This is a genomic window from Amycolatopsis sp. SID8362 (assembly GCF_010550475.1).
Lineage (GTDB): Bacteria > Actinomycetota > Actinomycetes > Mycobacteriales > Pseudonocardiaceae > Amycolatopsis > Amycolatopsis eburnea.
The window spans coordinates 1-16,469 of sequence record NZ_JAAGNB010000296.1; the positions used below are offsets into that span (position 1 = coordinate 1).

The window sequence follows — 16,469 nt, forward strand, 5'->3', positions numbered from 1 at the left end:
TTTCGCCGGTGCGGGCCAGCCGCGCCGTGGCCTGCAGCCCGCGCAGCTCGGACCGCACGTGGTGGCGGAGCAGGTTGGTCGCGATGCCGTACAGCCACGACCGGGCCGTGCCCAGCTCCGGCCGGTAGGTCTCGCGGCGGCGCAGCGCCACCAGGAACGTCTCGGCGACGAGGTCGTTCGCCGGTTCGGGCCCGACGCGGCGGGCGAGGTAGCGGCGCAGCTGCGGGGCGTGGGCGTCGAAGAGCCGGCCGAACGCCGGCCCGGGCTCGGCTCCGCCCAGGTCAGGGCGGTCGTGCCCCCAGATCTCCGATCCCTCGTGGATCACCTGCATGCCCCCAGTTGCCCGCAGCGCGCGCGAGCGTTCACGGGCGAACCTACCTTCGTCGTGATCCGTTCGGGGTGGGTGAGGGACAAACGTCGGACCTTGCCGAGATCATCCACCAGTAAGGCGTTGGCCAACCGACGTCAAAACTGGGGAAGGAACGTCATGCGCAGATTCCGCCTGGGGTTCGTCACGCTCATCGCCGCCATGGGGCTCGTTTCGCTGCCCGCGGTCGCCCAAGCCAGTACCGAAGCCGTGCTGAACATCCAGTACCAGGTCCAGGAGACCGGCTACTGGTGCGGTCCGGCGGCCACCCGGATCGCCATGTCCGCGCGCACCGGCAACCTGCCGAGCCAGGCGACGCTCGCCGCCCAGCTCGGCACGACCACCAACGGCACGGACTGGATCGGCCAGGTCACCGGCGTCCTCAACGCCGACCTCGGCACCAGCTGGTACGAGACCAAGGAAATGCCGAACGACCCGCCGACCCAGGCCCAGCGCGACCTGCTGTGGCGCGACATCACGCTCGACATCAACAATGGCTACCCGATCGTCGCGAACATCGTCGCCCCGGCGAACAACCACCCGCCGGGCTACCCGAACTACACGATCTACCACTACTTCACGGTGATCGGCTACGACAGCTCCGACATGACGGTCAAGATCGCCGACCCGGCGAGCTTCGGCGGGAACCAGATCTACTGGCTGAGCTTCGACCAGCTCGCGACGCTGATCCCGCCGAAGGGGTACTCCGCCTAGATCCCCAGCAGTCCCCAGTAAAGGGCCCAGGGCACGAACACGACGCCGCCGGCGAGCAGCACACCGAGCCGCGGGGTCCGGTGCCGCCACCACGCCACCGCCGTGCCGATGGTGGCGGCCACCGCGCCCAGCGAAAGCAACTGCAGCGCCAGCCACGGCAGCGGGCGGCCGGCGACGACCGGGCCCAGTCCCTTGCCCATGCTGACCTGGATCACCACGTCGACGGCCAGGAAACCGAGCACGGCGAGCAGTCCCGTCGCCGAGAGCCAGCGCGCCGCCTTCGCGGCCGGGCCGCGCCGCGCCAGCGGGTACCAGGCGAACGCCACGAGCAGGAGCACCAGCACGGCGAGCTGGAGCCACGTCGGCTCGTACCAGCTCAACGGCGTGACCGCGGCGCTCGGCCGATCCTGCGCGGGCGGCGCGTCGGCGCTCGACACTGTTGGCGGGTGCTGCACCCACGAGCCGACCAGTTCCAGGTAGCCCGGCGCGTAGCCGGGCAGCTTGTCGAAGCCGTCGGTGGTGCGCCGCAGCTGGTGCTGGGCGTCCGGGAAGACGCGCAGGGTGTGCCTGGCCACCGACTCCTGGAAGATCCGGACGGCCTCACCCGGTGGTGTCAGGACGTCCTTCGCGCCCCAGAGCCCGAGCACCGGCTGGCGCAGGCTCTTCAGCACCGGCACCGGGTCGTAGCGCGCCTCGGGGAACACGCCGCCGCCGATGAGCTGGCGCAGCATCGCCGACGACGCCATCCGCACGATCGAGCCGTCCATCCCCAGGCGCCGCAGCTGGTTCTCGATCGCCCACGCCTGCTGCCGCGACGGCTCGACGCCGTTCGCCCCGAGCGTCACGACGAACGCGACGTCCGCCGAGCGCGACGCGGCCAGCGGCGCCACCCAGCCCCCTTCGCTCAACCCCCAGACGCCGACCCGCGCCGGATCGACGTCCGGCCGCTTGCGCAACGCTTCGACGGCGGCGAGCGCGTCGTCCGCCAGCGTCGAGTACGAGCGTTCGAACTGGGAGTAGCCTTCGGTGCGCTTGTCGTAGATGAGTGTCGCGATCCCTTGCCGCGCAAAGGCTTCCGCCTGATCGCGGTAGTCCTCCCGGCTGTGCGTCCCCGAGCCGTGGACCAGCACCAGTCCCGGCAGTTTCGTCCCGCCGGGCGGTGCGACGACGGTGCCGTGCAAGGTCACCCCGCCGTTCGTGAACGTCACTTCGCTGTCCGCCGCCGATGCCGGTGGCGCGAGCGCGGTGACCGCCAGGATCACCCCGGCCAGTAGTAGAGCCCCTCTTCGCATGCGAGATCCCCTGTCATGGTCATTCCCCTGGTTCCGGGAACGCGAGCAGGCGCACGAGCACGCGCCGCGCTTCCGGTGACCGGTCGTCCTCGGCCCGCCAGTACCGGCGGAACAGCTCCATGTAGTCGTTCCAGAACTGGTGCAGTTCCTCGGCGGTGAGCCAGGTGCCGCCGCGGGCGTAGAGCAGCGCGTCCGGCCAGTCGCCGGGCAGCTCTTCGCGCTTTTCCGCGAACCGGTTCAGCTTTTCGAGGTCTTCCTCGAACCCCTGGCGCTGCATGTCGTCGAACAGCACCCGGGATTCGGCGCTCTGCTCGCTGCGGCGCGGCCACCGGATGTCCCGCGGCCGCGTCCGCCACCACCGTTCCTTGCCCCGCGCGAGCTCCGGGGCGTCTTCGACGAACCCGAACCGGGCCAGTTCCCGCAGGTGGTAGCTGGTCGCGCCGGTGTTCTCGCCCAGTTCCCTGGCGAGTTTCGTGGCCGTCGCCGGCCCGGCGGACAGCACGCCGAGGATCCGGCGGCGCAGCGGGTGCGTGACGGCTTTGAGGGCGTCCGGGTCGAGCTCTTCCGGTGGTGGAGCGCTGGTCATGGCACCACGGTAGCCGTGCAAAGGAAATTGTGCAAAGAAATCTGTGCAAGCCGGCGCGCAGGGGTGCCTTGCCGGAGGACTTGAATGACTCATTCATGTCGTCCGATGACATGAATGACTCATTCATGTCATCGCGGCACTCGCCGGAGCCAGGGGTTGAGTGTCTACTGTGGACTCACCAGATGGGGTGGTCGCTGAACTTCCTGAGCGTCCGCACGCTCGGCCGCACGTAGAACATGCCCGCCAGGAAACCCATCGTCGCGAAGGCCAGCGTCGCGAACACGGTGAGCAGGTCGGGGGCCCGCGGGTCCGGCGTGTCGCGCCACACCCGGAACACGATCGGTACCGCGAAGGACCCGAGGACCAGCACCAGCGTCAGCACGTACGTGAACAGCAGCGCGTGGCGGGCCGACGCGGCGCTCGCCACGACCAGGTAGTCACCCCGCAGGCAGCGCCGGGACGACAGGACCAGCACCGCGATCGCCAGCACGCCCAGCGGGGGCAGCACCGCCGCGGCCTTGCCGAGGAGGGTGTCCGGGAAGGCGTGGCCGTGGACGATGCCCTGCAGGAACGTCGTGAGCCCGAACAGCAGCACCATGCCGGCGATCATCGAGGACCCGACGACCACCGAGCCCCACCGCACCCGGGCGGCGAACCGGGGCGGCAGCGGTACGAACTCGACCTGCCCGAACGTCCCCTGCACCCAGCTCACCTCCGAATGCCGTGAAGGCCACCTTACGGGCGTCGGACGCCCGCAAGGTGGCCTTGACGGCAGTTCGGACCGAAAGGGCTAACTCGCCGCCAGCAGGTTGGCGCACCGGATGAGCCCGATGTGGGAATAGGCCTGCGGGTGGTTGCCGAGGGAGCGTTCCGCGATCGGGTCGTACTGCTCCGGCAGCAGGCCCGTCGGGCCGGCCGCGGCGACGATCTGGTCGAACAGCTCCTGCGCTTCCGTGCGCCGCCCGGTGAGCAGGTACGCCTCGATCAGCCACGCCGCGCAGATGTGGAAACCGCCCTCGCCACCCGGGAGGCCGTCGTCGCGGCGGTAACGGTACACAGTGGACCCACTGCGCAGCTCCGCCTCGATCGCGGTCACCGTGTGCTGGAAGCGCTCGTCGGCCGGGTCGATCAGGCCGGTCAGGCCGACGAACAGCGATGCCGCGTCCAGGTCCGTGCCGTCGTAGGCCGTGGTGAACGCCTGGACCTCGTCGTTCCAGCCGTTTTCGAGCACGTCGTGCTTGATCTGGTCGCGCAGGGCAGGCCACGCGCCGGGCACGCCCCGGCCGTACTGCTCGCCCAGCTTGACCGCGCGGTCGATCGTCACCCAGCACATGACCCGCGAGTAGACCCGGTGGCGCGGCACGTGCCGTTCCTCCCAGATCCCGTGGTCCGGCTCGTTCCAGCGCCGCGTCACGGCTTCCGCCATCGCGCGGACCAGCTGCCAGTCCTCGTCGCGCAGTTCGCCGCGCGCCGCGGCCAGGGTGCCGACCAGCTCGACGACCGGGCCGAAGACGTCCAGCTGGACCTGGTGGTTCGCCAGGTTGCCGACGCGGACCGGGCGCGAGCCGGCGTACCCCGGCAGCGACTCGATCACCGCTTCGGCGCCGATCACGCTGCCCGCCAAGGTGTACAGCGGGTGCAGCCGCTCCGGGCCGGCCAGCGTCGCGAGGACGCCGTGCAGCCAGCGCAGGTAGCCCTCGGCCTCCTCGATCGAGCCCAGGTGCACGAGCTCCCGCACAGTCATCGCGGCGTCGCGGATCCAGCAGTAGCGGTAGTCCCAGTTGCGGACGCCGCCGATCTCCTCCGGCAGCGACGACGTCGCCGCGGCGAGCACGCCGCCGGTGTCGGTGTTGACCAGGCCGCGCAGCGTCAGCGCCGAGCGCAGCACCAGGTCGGTCTGCACCTTCGGCAGCTGCAGCTTCGACGTCCACTCGCTCCAGTAGCGGCCGGCGCGGTCGCGTCGCTCCACTTCGGACAGTTCGTGCGGGCCGAGGTCCGTGGTGCCGCACCGCAACTCCAGCACCACCGGCTGGGTCGGCGTCGGCTGCACCAGCGCGGTCGCGGTGTCGTGCAGGCCGTCGGAGGTGATGGTCCACTCGACGCCCGGCGAATAGAGCACGAACGGCTCGGACGTGCCGAGCACCCGCACGCCGCCGTCGGTGACCTCGAGCTTCACCGGCACGCCGCCGAACTCGGGGCGCGGCGCGAACTTGACGCTCGCCGCCGCCTCGCCCGAGATCACGCGGACCAGGTCCGTGCGGTGCTGCGGGCTCTCCGGCTCGAGGTAGTCGGTGACGAGCAGGCGCGACCAGCGCGTCTCCACCGTCATCGTGTTCGGCAGGTAGCGCTGGCCGAGCGGCAGGCCGTTGCGGTGCGGCTTGATGGAGAAGTGACCCGCGCCTTCGCCGCCGAGCAGGTCGGCGAACACGGCGGGCGCGTCCGGCCCGGGGTGGCACAGCCAGGTCAGCTTCGCGTCCGGCGTGACCAGCGCGACCGACCGCTCGTTGGCCAGCATCGACAGCCGCTCGATCGGCGGCGCGGACTCGCCGTACAGCCAGTTCCGGCGTTCCTCCAGCATGAACGCCAGCACCAGTGCGACGTCCACGGTGTCCGGGACGCGGTAGCCGGCCAGGGTCTCGCCCTCGCCGACCTTGATGCCCAGGTCCGGGCCCGAAAGCCGGGCGAAGGCCTTCTCGTCGGTGACGTCGTCGCCGAGGAAGATCGCCGCGGTCGCGCCCACCTGGTGGCGCAGGATGTCCAGCGCGCGGCCCTTGTCCGTCTGGACGACCGCGAGCTCGACGACCTCCTTGCCGTCGGTGGTGGAGACGCCTTCCCACGTGGACGGTCCGGAGTGGACGGCGGCCAGCACGCGGCGCCCGGCCTCGTGCTCGGCGCGGCGCACGTGCACCGCGATGCTCGCCGGCTTGACCTCCAGCGACACGCCGGGGACGTCCAGCACCAGCTGTTCGAGCTCGGCTTCGAGCCGCCGGTGCAGCTCACGCGCCTTCTCGTCGAGGGCGTGGATGAAGCCGATGTCGAACTCCGAGCCGTGGCTGCCGACGAGGTTCACCTCGGACGGCAGCCGCGACAGCGTGGCGAGGTCGCGCAGCGCGCGGCCGGAGATGACCGCGGTCGTGGTCTCGTGCAGCCCCGCGAGCGATCTGAGGGCGCCCACGGACTCGGGCAGCGGACGTGCCTCGTCCGGGTTGAGGGTGATGGGTGCCAGCGTGCCGTCGTAGTCGCATGCGACCAGCAGGCGCGGCGTGCGGGCGATCTGGACGATCGCACGCCGCAGCTCGGCGGGCAGGGCCTCGGCAGTCAACACTCCTCCTCAGGAGCTCGTGCGTGGTCGTTCGGGTTAATCGACCGCTTCGGCACCCAACGCCTGTAGGAAAGAGCGCGCCCAACGATCGACATCGTGCGTGAGGACCTGGCGACGCATGGCGCGCATCCGGCGACGGCCCTCTGCCGGGTCGAGGGTAATGGCAGCCACTAGCGCGTCCTTCACCCCGTCCAGGTCGTGGGGGTTGACGAGGAATGCGCTAGAGAGCTCCGCGGCCGCCCCGGCGAACTCGCTGAGCACGAGCGCGCCGCCCAGGTCGTGACGGGCCGCGACGTACTCCTTGCACACGAGGTTCATGCCGTCACGCAGCGGCGTCACGACCATGACGTCCGCGGCCGAGAAGAACGCCGCCAGCTCGGTCCGGTCCACGGACTGGTGCAGGTAGTGCACGACCGGGTGGCCCACCCGGGCGAACTCGCCGTTGATCCGGCCGACCATCTGCTCGATCTCGCCGCGCATCCGCTGGTAGTGCTCGACGCGCTCGCGGCTCGGGGTGGCGAGCTGGACGAACGTGACGTCGTCCGGCTGCAGCCTGCCCTCGTGCAGCAGCTCGTGCAGCGCCTGCAGCCGCAGGTCGATGCCCTTGGTGTAGTCGAGGCGGTCGACGCCGAGGATCACCGTCTTCGGGTTGCCGAGGTCGCGGCGCAGCTGCGCGGCCCGCTCCTGGACGCCCTTCGTGCGGGCGAGGGTGTCGAGGCCGGCGGCGTCGATGGAGATGGGGAAGGCGCCGACCCGGACGGTCCGGTCGCCGACCTGCATGGTGCCCGGCCGGGACCGGACGCCGACCGCGCCGCGCGTCGACTCGAGGCCGATCAGCTGGCGGCACAGCCAGAGGAAGTTCTGCGCGCCGCCGGGGCGGTGGAAGCCGACGAGGTCCGCGCCGGTCAGGCCCCGGATGATCGCGGCGCGCCACGGCATCTGCATGAACAGCTCGACCGGCGGGAACGGGATGTGCAGGAAGAATCCGATGCGCAGGTCCGGTCTCAGCTCGCGCAGCATCGCCGGCACGAGCTGCAGCTGGTAGTCCTGGATCCACACGGTCGCGCCCGGCGCGGCGACGTCGGCGCTGGCCTGGGCGAAGCGGCGGTTCACCTTGACGTAGCTGTTCCACCACACGCGGTCGAACACCGGGCGCTCGACGACGTCGTGGTAGAGCGGCCAGAGGGTCGCGTTGGAGAAACCTTCGTAGTAGTCGCGGACTTCGTCGGCGCTCAACGAAACCGGGTGGAGCACGAGCCCGTCGTCGTCGAACTCCTCGACGTCGACGTCCGGTACGCCCGGCCAGCCCACCCAGGCGCCCTTGCGGGACCGCAGGAACGGCTCCAGCGCGGAGACGAGCCCGCCCGGGCTGGCCGTCCAGCGGCGTTCGCCGTCCGTCGTGCGTTCCAGGTCCACCGGTAGCCGGTTCGCCACCACGACGAAATCGGCCTGGTTCCCGTGCTCCTTCGGTTCACCCACGTCGACTGCTCCTCGCGTTCTGGGTCGCGGCCCCAGAGTGAAACCCTATCGCGTGAGCGATGAACAGCCGGTGACCGCTGAGTTACTCCAAGCTTCGTTCGGTCGGTTCGAGCGGACCAGCCATGCGTGGCCCGGCGAACCGGCGCTCCAGCCTGCCCAGGCCGGTGCGGACCGGCTGGGCGAGCCATTCCCCGAGTACCACGCCCGCTGCCAGCGCAAGCCCGATCGCGACGGCCGTCATGAGCGTCGAGATGTTGCCGCCCGGCTCGACGCCGATTTGGTACAGACCACGGTAGGTCGAGAGGCCCGGAAGCAGCGGAGTGATCCCGGACACGGCGACCACCAGTGGAGTAACGCCGAGCCGCCGCGCGAGCACGCCACCGCAGAACCCGACGAGCGTGGCGGCGATCGCGGACGAGCTGACACCGTCCAGCTGGGCGAGCATGAGCGACCCGTAGACGGCGGCGCCGATGCCCCCGGCGGCCGCCGCGACCAGCATCGCGCGCATCTTCGAGTAGCTGGCGAGTGCGAAGCAGGCGGCCGCGCCGGCCCCGCCGAGCACGACCATCGGCAGCTGCAGCGCGGTCGACGTCGGCGCTTCGGGCAGCGGTGTCCGCGGCAGGCCGAGCATGACGGCGATCCGCAGGGCGAGCACGACCCCGGCGATCAGGCCGGCCGACATCAGCGCGGTCTCCATGGTGCGGCCGGCGGCGGTGACGTTGTAGCCGGTGATGGCGTCCTGCACCGCCGAGACGGTGGAGAGCCCGGACAGCAGCACGGTGACCGCGGCGGCGACCACCAGCGTCGGTTTGTCGGTGGTCAGGACGTTCATGCTGACGATGGCCATCGCCGAGAGCGTCGCGACCAGGCCCCCGATGACCTGCTGGAAGAAGAAGGGCAGGCCGTAGTGGTTGACGAACCGCCCGATCCGGTCGATGACGCCGGAGATGACGAAGGCGACGAGCGCGATGTCCAGGCCGCCACCGAGCAGCAGGGTGATGAACGCGGCGACGCCACCCCAGGCCAGCGTCGCGGTCCAGCGCGGGTAGGGGTGCGGCGCCGACGTGATCCGCTCGAGCTCGGTCTGCGCCTGCTCGGCCCCCACGTGCCCGCGCACGATCTTCCGGACGAGCTTCTCGGTCTCGGTCAGCCGCGTGTAGTCGAGGCTCCGGCTCCGTACGACGCGCAGCGCGGTGACCGGCGTGAGCTCGGTCCCGCGGTGGCAGGTCACGGTGATCGACGTGAAGATGACGTCGACCTCGCAGTGCGGCAGCCCGAGCGCCCCGGCGATGGCGATGATCGTCGCGGTGACGTCCGACGCGCCGGCCCCGCTCGCCATCTGGACTTCGCCGATGCGCAGGGAGAGGTCGAGCACGAAGTTGACGGTGTTCTCGTCGGGCAGCTGCGGCCCCATCGCCGCATCGGTCTCGACGGCGGGCAGCTCCCCGGTCGGCGCCTCGAGCACGTGCCACGGCCGGTGCTTGAGCAGGTTCGGCCGGTGGACCTTCGGCCGCTGTTCGGGCGGCTCGAGCAGGGGCCATCTGGCCGCCTTGCCCCCGTTGGCGCGCTCGTTGATCTTCATGATCCATCCACCTCCTCGCTCTGCTCCTCCCGGACCATCGACACCGGTGTGGCGATCGTTGCAGTGGCGTTGACCACGTTCCTCCATAGTGGCCTGGAGCTGGGGATGGTGCCTATCGGACGGATCTTGGGAGCGGGCCGATACACTGTGGCTGGCGCCGCGGCGCCAGGCCGCTATAGCTCAGCTGGTAGAGCATCTGTCTTGTAAACAGAAGGTCAGGGGTTCGAGCCCCCTTGGCGGCTCTCTTTTCCTTCCCGGTGGGAGGGCCGATCGGCGCGATCCGGTGTCCTCCCGGTGAATCAGGGCATCTCGTACCCTGCGGCCGGTCCGGCGGCGCGGCGACGCCATGAACGAGTCGTTCATGTCGCCGGACGAGGTGAAAGGGTCGTTCAGTACGTCCCGGGCCAGGGTCCGGCACAGTGGCGGCGGCCCGCTCGGGGCGGAGCCATCCGACGCGACTTTGCCGGAACCCTGGCGTCCGGCGGCGGACCTCGAAGCCTTCGCGGTCGACGACAGCCACGACGTCACCGGGTACGCCGACTGCTACCAGGTCTCGTCCGTCTGCCTGACCGGGCAGTTCTGACCCTGGCGCCGTTGTCCGCCGAACGGCCGCTACCCGCGCTCCCGGAACCGGCATAAAGTCCCGCCAGGCCCAATCTGGGGGTCCTTGGGGGGAACAACATGGCCGTGGCACGTCCGCTCGCGCTCGTCGTGGCCCTGGTGGCCGGGCTCGTCACCGGAGGCACCGCGGCGCAGGCCGCCGTCACGTCGCCCGCCTCCAGCTTCACCGCCGTGCAGCCGACGCGGTTCCTCGACACCGTTCGCGGGGTCGGGGTGCCCGTCGGGCCGGTGGGGGCGAAGACCACCGTGACCGGCAGCGCCGCCTCGCTCGCGCCCGTCAACAGCACCGCCGTGGTCGTCAACCTCTGGGTCGAGGGGCCGACCGCGGACTCCGCCGTCACCGCCTTCACGCACGGGCAGGCGCGGCCGGCGCTGCCCAGTCTTCAGGTGCAGGCGGGCAAGCGGCGGTCGAACCAGGTCACCGTGCAGGTCGGGGCCGATCGGACCGTCGACTTCTACAACGAGGCCGGGTCCGTCCACCTCATCGCCAGCATCGTCGGCTACTACACGACCGACGCCGGCTCGCGGTACACGCCGGTCAGCCCGTCGCGGCTGCTGATCGACTGGCTCGGGAACGGCACCACGACCAAGCTGAGCCTGGTCGACGAGGTGCCCGCGACCGCCACCGCCGTGACGTTCGCCTTGACGCTGACCAACCCGTCCGCGGCCACCTACGCCACGGTGTTCCCGCACAACACACCGCGGCCGACCATGGCCAACGTCGCCGCCTACCCCGGTGGGCAGGGGACGAACCTGGTCACCGTCAAGATCGGCGCGGACCGCTCGATCGACTTCTACAACCTGGCCGGTCAGGTCGAGTCGTACGCCGACCTCGTCGGCTTCTACGCCACCGACTACGGCGCCTACTTCACCCCGGTCGCCCCGGAGCGGGTGCTGGACAGCCGCAGCGGGCTCGGGACGGGGGACGGCAAGCCCCGGAAGATCGGGGCGAACAGCGACATCGCGTACCGGCTGCAGCCGTCGATCCCCTCGAACGCGCTCGCCGTCGCCCTGAACGTGACCGGCTACTCGGCCACCGCGACCACCGCCGTCACGGCGTGGGACCTCCCGTCGAGCAGCCAGCCCGACCCGGGCCTGTCCCTCGCGCCCGGGCAGACCATCTCCGTGGCGGCCGCGCCCGTCGTGTCGGCGGTCGGGCCCGCGGTCAACGCCTCCTACGACACGGATCGGTCGGTCTACGTCCACAACCGCGCCGGCACGGTCGACGTGACGGCCGACCTCTACGGCTACTTCACCCTGCCGCCCGCCGACTGCTTCAACCAGTGCGTGTCCACCTGGAGCAGCTACTCCTGGCAGCAGGGGACCGGGTACATCGGGACGCCGAAGACGATGGCCGGGCTGAGCGACGTCGTCGCCATCGCCGGCTCGATCTCGCACGGGTACGCGCTGCGCATCGACGGCACCGTGCGGGCCTGGGGCCACAACTGGACCGGCGAACTGGGCAACGGCTGGTTCAGCGGGGCCTCGCGCGCGCCCGTCCCGGTCGTCGGGCTCACCTCGGTCACGGCGATCGCGGCGGGCGACGCCGAGGGGTACGCCCGGCGTTCCGACGGCACCGTGTGGCAGTGGGGGCAGACCGTCGACACACCCGTGCAGGTCGCCGGTCTCACCGGGGTCACCGCCATCGCCGCCGCGCGGGACACCGCGTACGCGCTGAAGTCCGACGGCACCGTCTGGGCCTGGGGCAGCAACACCCGCGGCGAGCTGGGCACCGGCTCCACCGCGGCGAGCTCCGCCACGCCGGTGCGCGTCGCCGGCCTGAGCGGCGTCCAGGCCATCAGCAGCGGCGACGGCTACAGCGCGTACGCCGTCAAGACCGACGGCACCGTCTGGGCGTGGGGCGACAACACCCACAACGAGCTGGGCAACGGCGTCACGTGCACGACCTCCAGCTGCCTTTCGCGCACCCCGGTGGCGGTGTCCGGCCTGACCGGGGTCACCGCCGTGACCGGCAACTGGTCGGGCGCGTACGCGCTGCGCGCCGACGGCACCGTCGTCGCCTGGGGCGCCAACGACCGCGGCCGGCTCGGCAACGGCGTGAGCTGCGAATCGACGGACACCAGCCCGAACTGCACGTCGGCGGTGCCGGTCCCGGTGCGCGACCTCACCGGGGTGAAGGCGCTCGGGATCTTCAACGGCGGCGGGTACGCCGTCAAGACCGACGGGACCGTCTGGGGCTGGGGCGACAACCACGACCTCGAGCTGGGGCAGGGCGTCACGGCGTACCCGTGGTGGGCCACGGTTCCGGTGCAGGTGCCCGGTTTCGGCCGCGTCAAGGCCGTCGCGAGCGGCCTGGCTCTGGGAGAGTGACGCCATGGCCGCCGACGGCTTCGGCTCGCTGGCCGGGCAGTTCCCCGACCGGACCGTAGTCACCTACGACCCGCGCGGGCTCGGGCGCAGCGTCCGCAAGGACGGCCGCGAGGACCACGTGCCCGACGTCCAGGCCGGCGACCTCCACGCCGTGATCCAGGCCCTCGGCGGCGGTCCGGTCGACGTGTTCGGCAGCAGCGGCGGTGCGGTCACCGCGCTCGCGCTCGTCACGGCGCATCCGGAGGACGTCGTCACGCTCGTCGCCCACGAGCCGCCGCTGACCGGGCTGCTGCCCGACGCGGACGCGGCCGACCGGGCCGGCAAGCAGATGCGGGACGCTTACCAGGCCGGCGGTTTCGGTGCCGGGATGACGGCTTTCATGAAGCTCGCGTCGTGGAAGGGCGAGTTCACCGACGACTACTTCGCGCTCCCGACGGCGGATCCGGCCCAGTTCGGCCTGCCCACCGAGGACGACGGCCGCCGCGACGACCCGCTGCTGTCCGACCGCTCCCTCGCGGTCTCGACCTACTGGCCCGACGTCGACGCGCTGACGGCGGCCCCGACGCGGATCGTCATCGGCGTCGGCGAGGAGTCCATCGAGGAGATCACCGGCCGGGCCGGCCTCGCCACGGCCGCGGCGCTGGGGCAGGAAGCGACGGTCTTCCCCAGCCACCACGGCGGTTTCCTGGGCGGCGAGCACGGTTACGCCGGGAAGCCGGAGGCCTTCGCCGCGAAGCTGCGCGAGGTGCTGGCGGGCTAGGCCCCGAGGTGCTCGACCAGCTTCGCGAGCTGGTCGGCGTACCGCCGCACGAAGTCCGGGGACGCCGGGTCGAGCCCGGTCAGCCCTTCGGCCACGTGCGGCAGCGTCACCGGCGCCATCGCGGCGGACATCAGCAGCACCGTGAGGCAGGCCGGGTCGATCCACTCCGGCAGGCGGCCCGCTTCCTGCAGCTCCGCGATGTGCGCCACCGTCGGCCGCAGGCGCTGGGTCCGGGGGCCGTGGTCGGGGTCCGACTCGGCGCCTTCGTACTCCAGGCCGGACCACGCCACCAGCCGCATGCCGTCGCGGCCCGTCGTGCCTTCGAGCGCGAGCCGCCGGACCTGTTCCGACAGCGGCATGTCCGGCGAGACCAGCTCGCCCTGCCGCAGCGTCCACTGCTCCGACAGCGCGCGGTACAGGCCTTCCTTGCCGTCGAAGTAGTACGAGATCAGCTGCTGGTTCACCCCGGCCCGCGTCGCGATCGCCGCGATCCGCGCGCCCGCGTAGCCCTTCGCCGCGAACTCCGCGCCCGCCGCCTCGAGGATCAGGCGGCGGGTGCGTTCCGGATCCCGTTGCCGCTCTTGGGGCTTCGGCGATCGGCGGGGCTTCGAGGCGCTCACGCCGCGACTATACGTCAGCCGGTTGCCTGATTCTGTTCACCAGCAGGATGAGAGCGAGGACCAGCACGCCCGCGCTGACCGTGAGCGCGCCCGCCGTCGCCGGGCCCGATCCGCTGCCGAGCCGGGCGAAGAAAACGGTGCCGGCCAAGGCGATCCCGGTCGCCGTGCCGAGCTGGACGGTGGTGTTGACGACGCCGGACGCCGCCCCGGCCCGGTCGGGCGGGACTTCCGCCATCGACGCGGCGAACAGCGCGTTCAGCACCGCGCCCATCCCCAGGCCCACGGCGACCACCGGTAGCAGCAGCGCCCAGCCGCGCAACGCGGGATCGCCGACCAGGAAAGCGATCGCGACCAGCCCGGCGAGCAGGACGCCGACGGCGCCCGCGGTGAATGCCCGGCCGAAGCGGGGCGCGAGGCGCATGGCGAGGACGTTGCCCACGACGATGCCGAGGGTCGACGGCGCGAACGTCAACGCCGCTTCCCACGGCGTGAAGCCGAGTCCCAGCTGCAGGTGCAGGGTCAGGACGAAGAACACGCCGGTCGCCGTCGTGACGCAGAACAGCACGCCCTGACCGCGGGCGAGGCGCCGCAGCAGGTCGGGCGAGACCAGCGGTTCGCCACCGCGGTGGAACTGGAAGCGTTGGTGCAGAACGAAAAGCCCGAACAGCGGGACGGCCGCCACCAGCAGCGCGACCGTCCACATCGGCCAGCCCAGCTCGCGGCCCTGCACCAGCGGGAAGAAGACGGCGGCCGACGCGGCGGTCAGCAGCGCGAGCCCCACCGGGTCCGTGCGGTGCCGGGCGGACCCCGGCCGGCTCGCCATGGTGCCCAGCGCGCCGAGCAGCGCGAGCACCCCGATGGGGACGTTCACCAGGAAGATCGCCCGCCAGCCGGTGCCGAACAGGTCCGCCTCGGTGAGTGCGCCGCCCAGCAGCGGCCCGGCGAGCCCGCCGACCGGGAACGCGCCCGCGTACCAGGTCATCGCCTTCGGCCGCTCCCGCTCGCCGAATTCGGCGTGGATGAACGACAGCACCTGCGGCACCATCAGACCGGAGCCCACACCCTGCACCACGCGCGCGGCGATCAGCACCCCGACGTGCCCGGCGAGGCCTGCGACCAGCGACGCGCCGGTGAACACGAGCATGCCCGCCACGAACAGCTTCTTCGTCCCGTGCCGATCCCCGAGGCGGCCGCCGGTGATCAGCGTGAGCGCGAACCCCAGCGCGTACCCGGCCGAAACCCATTGCAGGGCGGCTTCGCCGGTGCCGAGCTCGCGCCGGATCGTCGGCAGGGCCACCGCGACGATCTGGTTGTCGATCATGTCCACCAGGACGGCGAGCACGGCGACCGCCAATGCCCACCACCTGAGTGCGTGCTTGTCCACTGGGTCCCCCGTCCGTGTCGGTGGCACCGATAATCATGCAGATGATGGATTGTGTCAACCATCTGTTTGATTAGCTGCGGCCCGCACCTCGCCAGACGTCAGGGGCCCGGCAAAGTCGCGTCGGCGAGCGGGTGACCGGCCGCAGGCCGGCCGCGTGGTCTGCCCGGCGTCGCGGGGATGTTGTGAATGGGTCATTCATGTCGTCTGGTGAGGTGAATGACCCTTTCATGACACCTGTGCGGCGCCGGGCGAGATCGGCGCGCGCGCCCGGTCGCGGCAAAGGCGGGCAACTGCCGGTCCGCCGGAACGCCGTCGCCGGTCGCGACCGTGGTCAAGCGGCTGAGCGGGCGGGTGCGTGCCATGATCGGGCATGGCCACCCTTCGCGACGCCCGCGAGCCGGAGCTCAACAGCGGGATCCTGCCCGGGAACGTGCGCGCCGACGACTGGATCATGCTCATCCTGGCCGCAGGGTCGGTCGGGTTGCTGGGGTTCATGGTGCTCAGCCCGCCGGCGCGGGACGCCGGCTTGGTGATCTTCTCCGTCGACTGCGGGATCTGCGGGGTGTTCTTCCTCGAGTTCCTGTGGCGGTGGCGGAAACGCCGGTGGGCCCGGAAGTTCCTGGTGCGCAACTGGTACGAGCTGTTCGCCATGATCCCGGTCGCGCACCCGGCGATGGTCGGGCACAAGTTCGTCACCGTCGTGCTGCTGCTGATCCGGATCGGGCGGGCCGCGGACCGGGCGGTCGGGGAGCAGTTCACCTACCGGCTGGTCGACAAGCTGTCCGAGCCGATCGTGAAGGCCATCAAGAAACCGGTCACCATCGCCGTGCTCGACGAGGTGGTCAAGGTGCTGGAAACCGGGAACTACCCGGAAAACCTCGCGAAGTCGCTCGGGGCCAACAAGGAAGAGCTGCGTGCGATCATCACCGAGAAGATCGCCGCCGACCCGCAGCTGGGGCGGCTCAAGCGGCTGCCGTTCCACGACGAGATCGTGCGCGCCTGCGTGGACACCTCGTTCCGCGTGCTGCTCGAAGTCCTGCTGGACCCGCGGATCGACGACTTCTTCTCCGCCGTCGTGCGCGACAACCGCGAGCAGATCCGGCAGGCCGTGCAGCTCGGGCTCAACGACCTGGACGACGCCGAGAAGGAGAAGTCCCTGCCCGTGCGAACCCAGCACACGGCCGCGCTCGAGTACGACCGCCTGCACCCGAAGTCACGGCCGTAGCTTCAGGTACTCCCCGAGCCGGGCGGCGGCGTCGAGCATGGCCAGGCCCCGCCGCGTGAGCCGGTCCCGCCAGCCCGCCAGCGCGCGGGCCAGTGACTCGGTGCCGCCCGCCGTGCGGACCTGCTCGACCACCGTCGCGATGTGCGTCAGCGGGTAGCCGCCGCGGCGGAGGAGGTGGGCCAGCTC

Annotated in this window: 14 protein-coding genes, 1 tRNA gene and 1 pseudogene; 6 read left to right on the top strand and 10 right to left on the bottom strand. The window is 71.3% G+C overall.

Annotated elements, in window-relative coordinates:
- The coding region (locus G3I65_RS09755; RefSeq protein WP_275940145.1) for an RNA polymerase sigma factor at positions 1-331 on the bottom strand (331 nt) is incomplete at its 3' end.
- Between the two features lie 156 nt (positions 332-487).
- Here G3I65_RS09755 and G3I65_RS09760 point away from each other — a divergent pair.
- A complete protein-coding gene (locus tag G3I65_RS09760) occupies positions 488-1,081 on the top strand; it encodes a C39 family peptidase (protein WP_160695803.1) in 594 nt (197 codons plus the stop codon).
- Here the strand turns inward: G3I65_RS09760 and G3I65_RS09765 are convergent.
- The 6 genes from G3I65_RS09765 to G3I65_RS09790 form a co-directional block, all read right to left on the bottom strand.
- On the bottom strand, positions 1,078-2,343 hold the full coding sequence (locus tag G3I65_RS09765; RefSeq protein ID WP_160695814.1) for a S9 family peptidase: 1,266 nt from the start codon (positions 2,341-2,343) through the stop codon (positions 1,078-1,080). The two genes, G3I65_RS09760 and G3I65_RS09765, sit on opposite strands and share 4 nt — an antisense overlap.
- 49 nt (positions 2,344-2,392) lie before the next feature.
- Entirely contained in the window at positions 2,393-2,959 is a 567-nt protein-coding gene (locus G3I65_RS09770) for a helix-turn-helix transcriptional regulator (RefSeq protein ID WP_160695804.1), read from the bottom strand.
- Between the two features lie 175 nt (positions 2,960-3,134).
- Complete coding sequence (locus tag G3I65_RS09775; protein WP_160695805.1) at positions 3,135-3,662, bottom strand: hypothetical protein; 528 nt, start codon at positions 3,660-3,662, stop codon at positions 3,135-3,137.
- A gap of 87 nt (positions 3,663-3,749) precedes the next feature.
- A complete protein-coding gene (gene otsB, locus G3I65_RS09780; protein WP_163046661.1) occupies positions 3,750-6,281 on the bottom strand; it encodes a trehalose-phosphatase in 2,532 nt (843 codons plus the stop codon).
- Positions 6,282-6,317: 36 nt separating this feature from the next.
- Complete coding sequence (locus G3I65_RS09785; RefSeq protein WP_160695807.1) at positions 6,318-7,760, bottom strand: trehalose-6-phosphate synthase; 1,443 nt, start codon at positions 7,758-7,760, stop codon at positions 6,318-6,320.
- A gap of 82 nt (positions 7,761-7,842) precedes the next feature.
- Entirely contained in the window at positions 7,843-9,342 is a 1,500-nt protein-coding gene (locus G3I65_RS09790) for a threonine/serine exporter ThrE family protein (protein ID WP_160695808.1), read from the bottom strand.
- A 169-nt stretch (positions 9,343-9,511) separates the two neighbouring features.
- Here G3I65_RS09790 and G3I65_RS09795 point away from each other — a divergent pair.
- From G3I65_RS09795 to G3I65_RS09805, 4 genes are all read left to right on the top strand, one after another.
- Positions 9,512-9,584 (top strand) — tRNA-Thr (locus G3I65_RS09795).
- A 218-nt stretch (positions 9,585-9,802) separates the two neighbouring features.
- Complete coding sequence (locus tag G3I65_RS58225) at positions 9,803-9,925, top strand: hypothetical protein (protein ID WP_255481893.1); 123 nt, start codon at positions 9,803-9,805, stop codon at positions 9,923-9,925.
- A gap of 104 nt (positions 9,926-10,029) precedes the next feature.
- Positions 10,030-12,294, top strand: coding sequence for an RCC1 domain-containing protein (locus tag G3I65_RS58755; RefSeq protein WP_160695809.1), 2,265 nt, complete (start codon positions 10,030-10,032; stop codon positions 12,292-12,294).
- Positions 12,295-12,298: 4 nt separating this feature from the next.
- Positions 12,299-13,054, top strand: coding sequence for an alpha/beta fold hydrolase (locus G3I65_RS09805; protein WP_160695810.1), 756 nt, complete (start codon positions 12,299-12,301; stop codon positions 13,052-13,054).
- Here the strand turns inward: G3I65_RS09805 and G3I65_RS09810 are convergent.
- Together G3I65_RS09810 and G3I65_RS09815 are read right to left on the bottom strand one after the other, a co-directional pair.
- Positions 13,051-13,674, bottom strand: coding sequence for a TetR/AcrR family transcriptional regulator (locus G3I65_RS09810; protein ID WP_160695811.1), 624 nt, complete (start codon positions 13,672-13,674; stop codon positions 13,051-13,053). The genes G3I65_RS09805 and G3I65_RS09810 overlap by 4 nt on opposite strands.
- Positions 13,675-13,681: 7 nt before the next feature.
- Positions 13,682-15,058, bottom strand: a complete 1,377-nt coding sequence (locus tag G3I65_RS09815; protein ID WP_160695812.1) for an MFS transporter — start codon at positions 15,056-15,058, stop codon at positions 13,682-13,684.
- 370 nt (positions 15,059-15,428) lie between these two features.
- Here G3I65_RS09815 and G3I65_RS09820 point away from each other — a divergent pair, with 370 nt between their 5' ends.
- Complete coding sequence (locus G3I65_RS09820) at positions 15,429-16,283, top strand: ion transporter (RefSeq protein ID WP_160695813.1); 855 nt, start codon at positions 15,429-15,431, stop codon at positions 16,281-16,283.
- Here G3I65_RS09820 and G3I65_RS09825 read toward each other — a convergent pair.
- Positions 16,272-16,469 (bottom strand): annotated as a pseudogene (locus tag G3I65_RS09825) (MerR family transcriptional regulator); the annotation flags it as partial. The gene G3I65_RS09820 and the pseudogene G3I65_RS09825 overlap by 12 nt on opposite strands.

Excerpts from the sequence above, each read along its gene's own strand:
- G3I65_RS09805 (WP_160695810.1), top strand. The coding sequence starts at position 12,299 with ATGGCCGCCGACGGCTTCGGCTCGCTGGCCGGGCAGTTCCCCGACCGG.
- G3I65_RS09770 (WP_160695804.1), bottom strand. The coding sequence starts at position 2,959 with ATGACCAGCGCTCCACCACCGGAAGAGCTCGACCCGGACGCCCTCAAA.
- G3I65_RS09820 (WP_160695813.1), top strand. The coding sequence starts at position 15,429 with ATGGCCACCCTTCGCGACGCCCGCGAGCCGGAGCTCAACAGCGGGATC.
- G3I65_RS09790 (WP_160695808.1), bottom strand. The coding sequence starts at position 9,342 with ATGAAGATCAACGAGCGCGCCAACGGGGGCAAGGCGGCCAGATGGCCC.
- G3I65_RS09760 (WP_160695803.1), top strand. The coding sequence starts at position 488 with ATGCGCAGATTCCGCCTGGGGTTCGTCACGCTCATCGCCGCCATGGGG.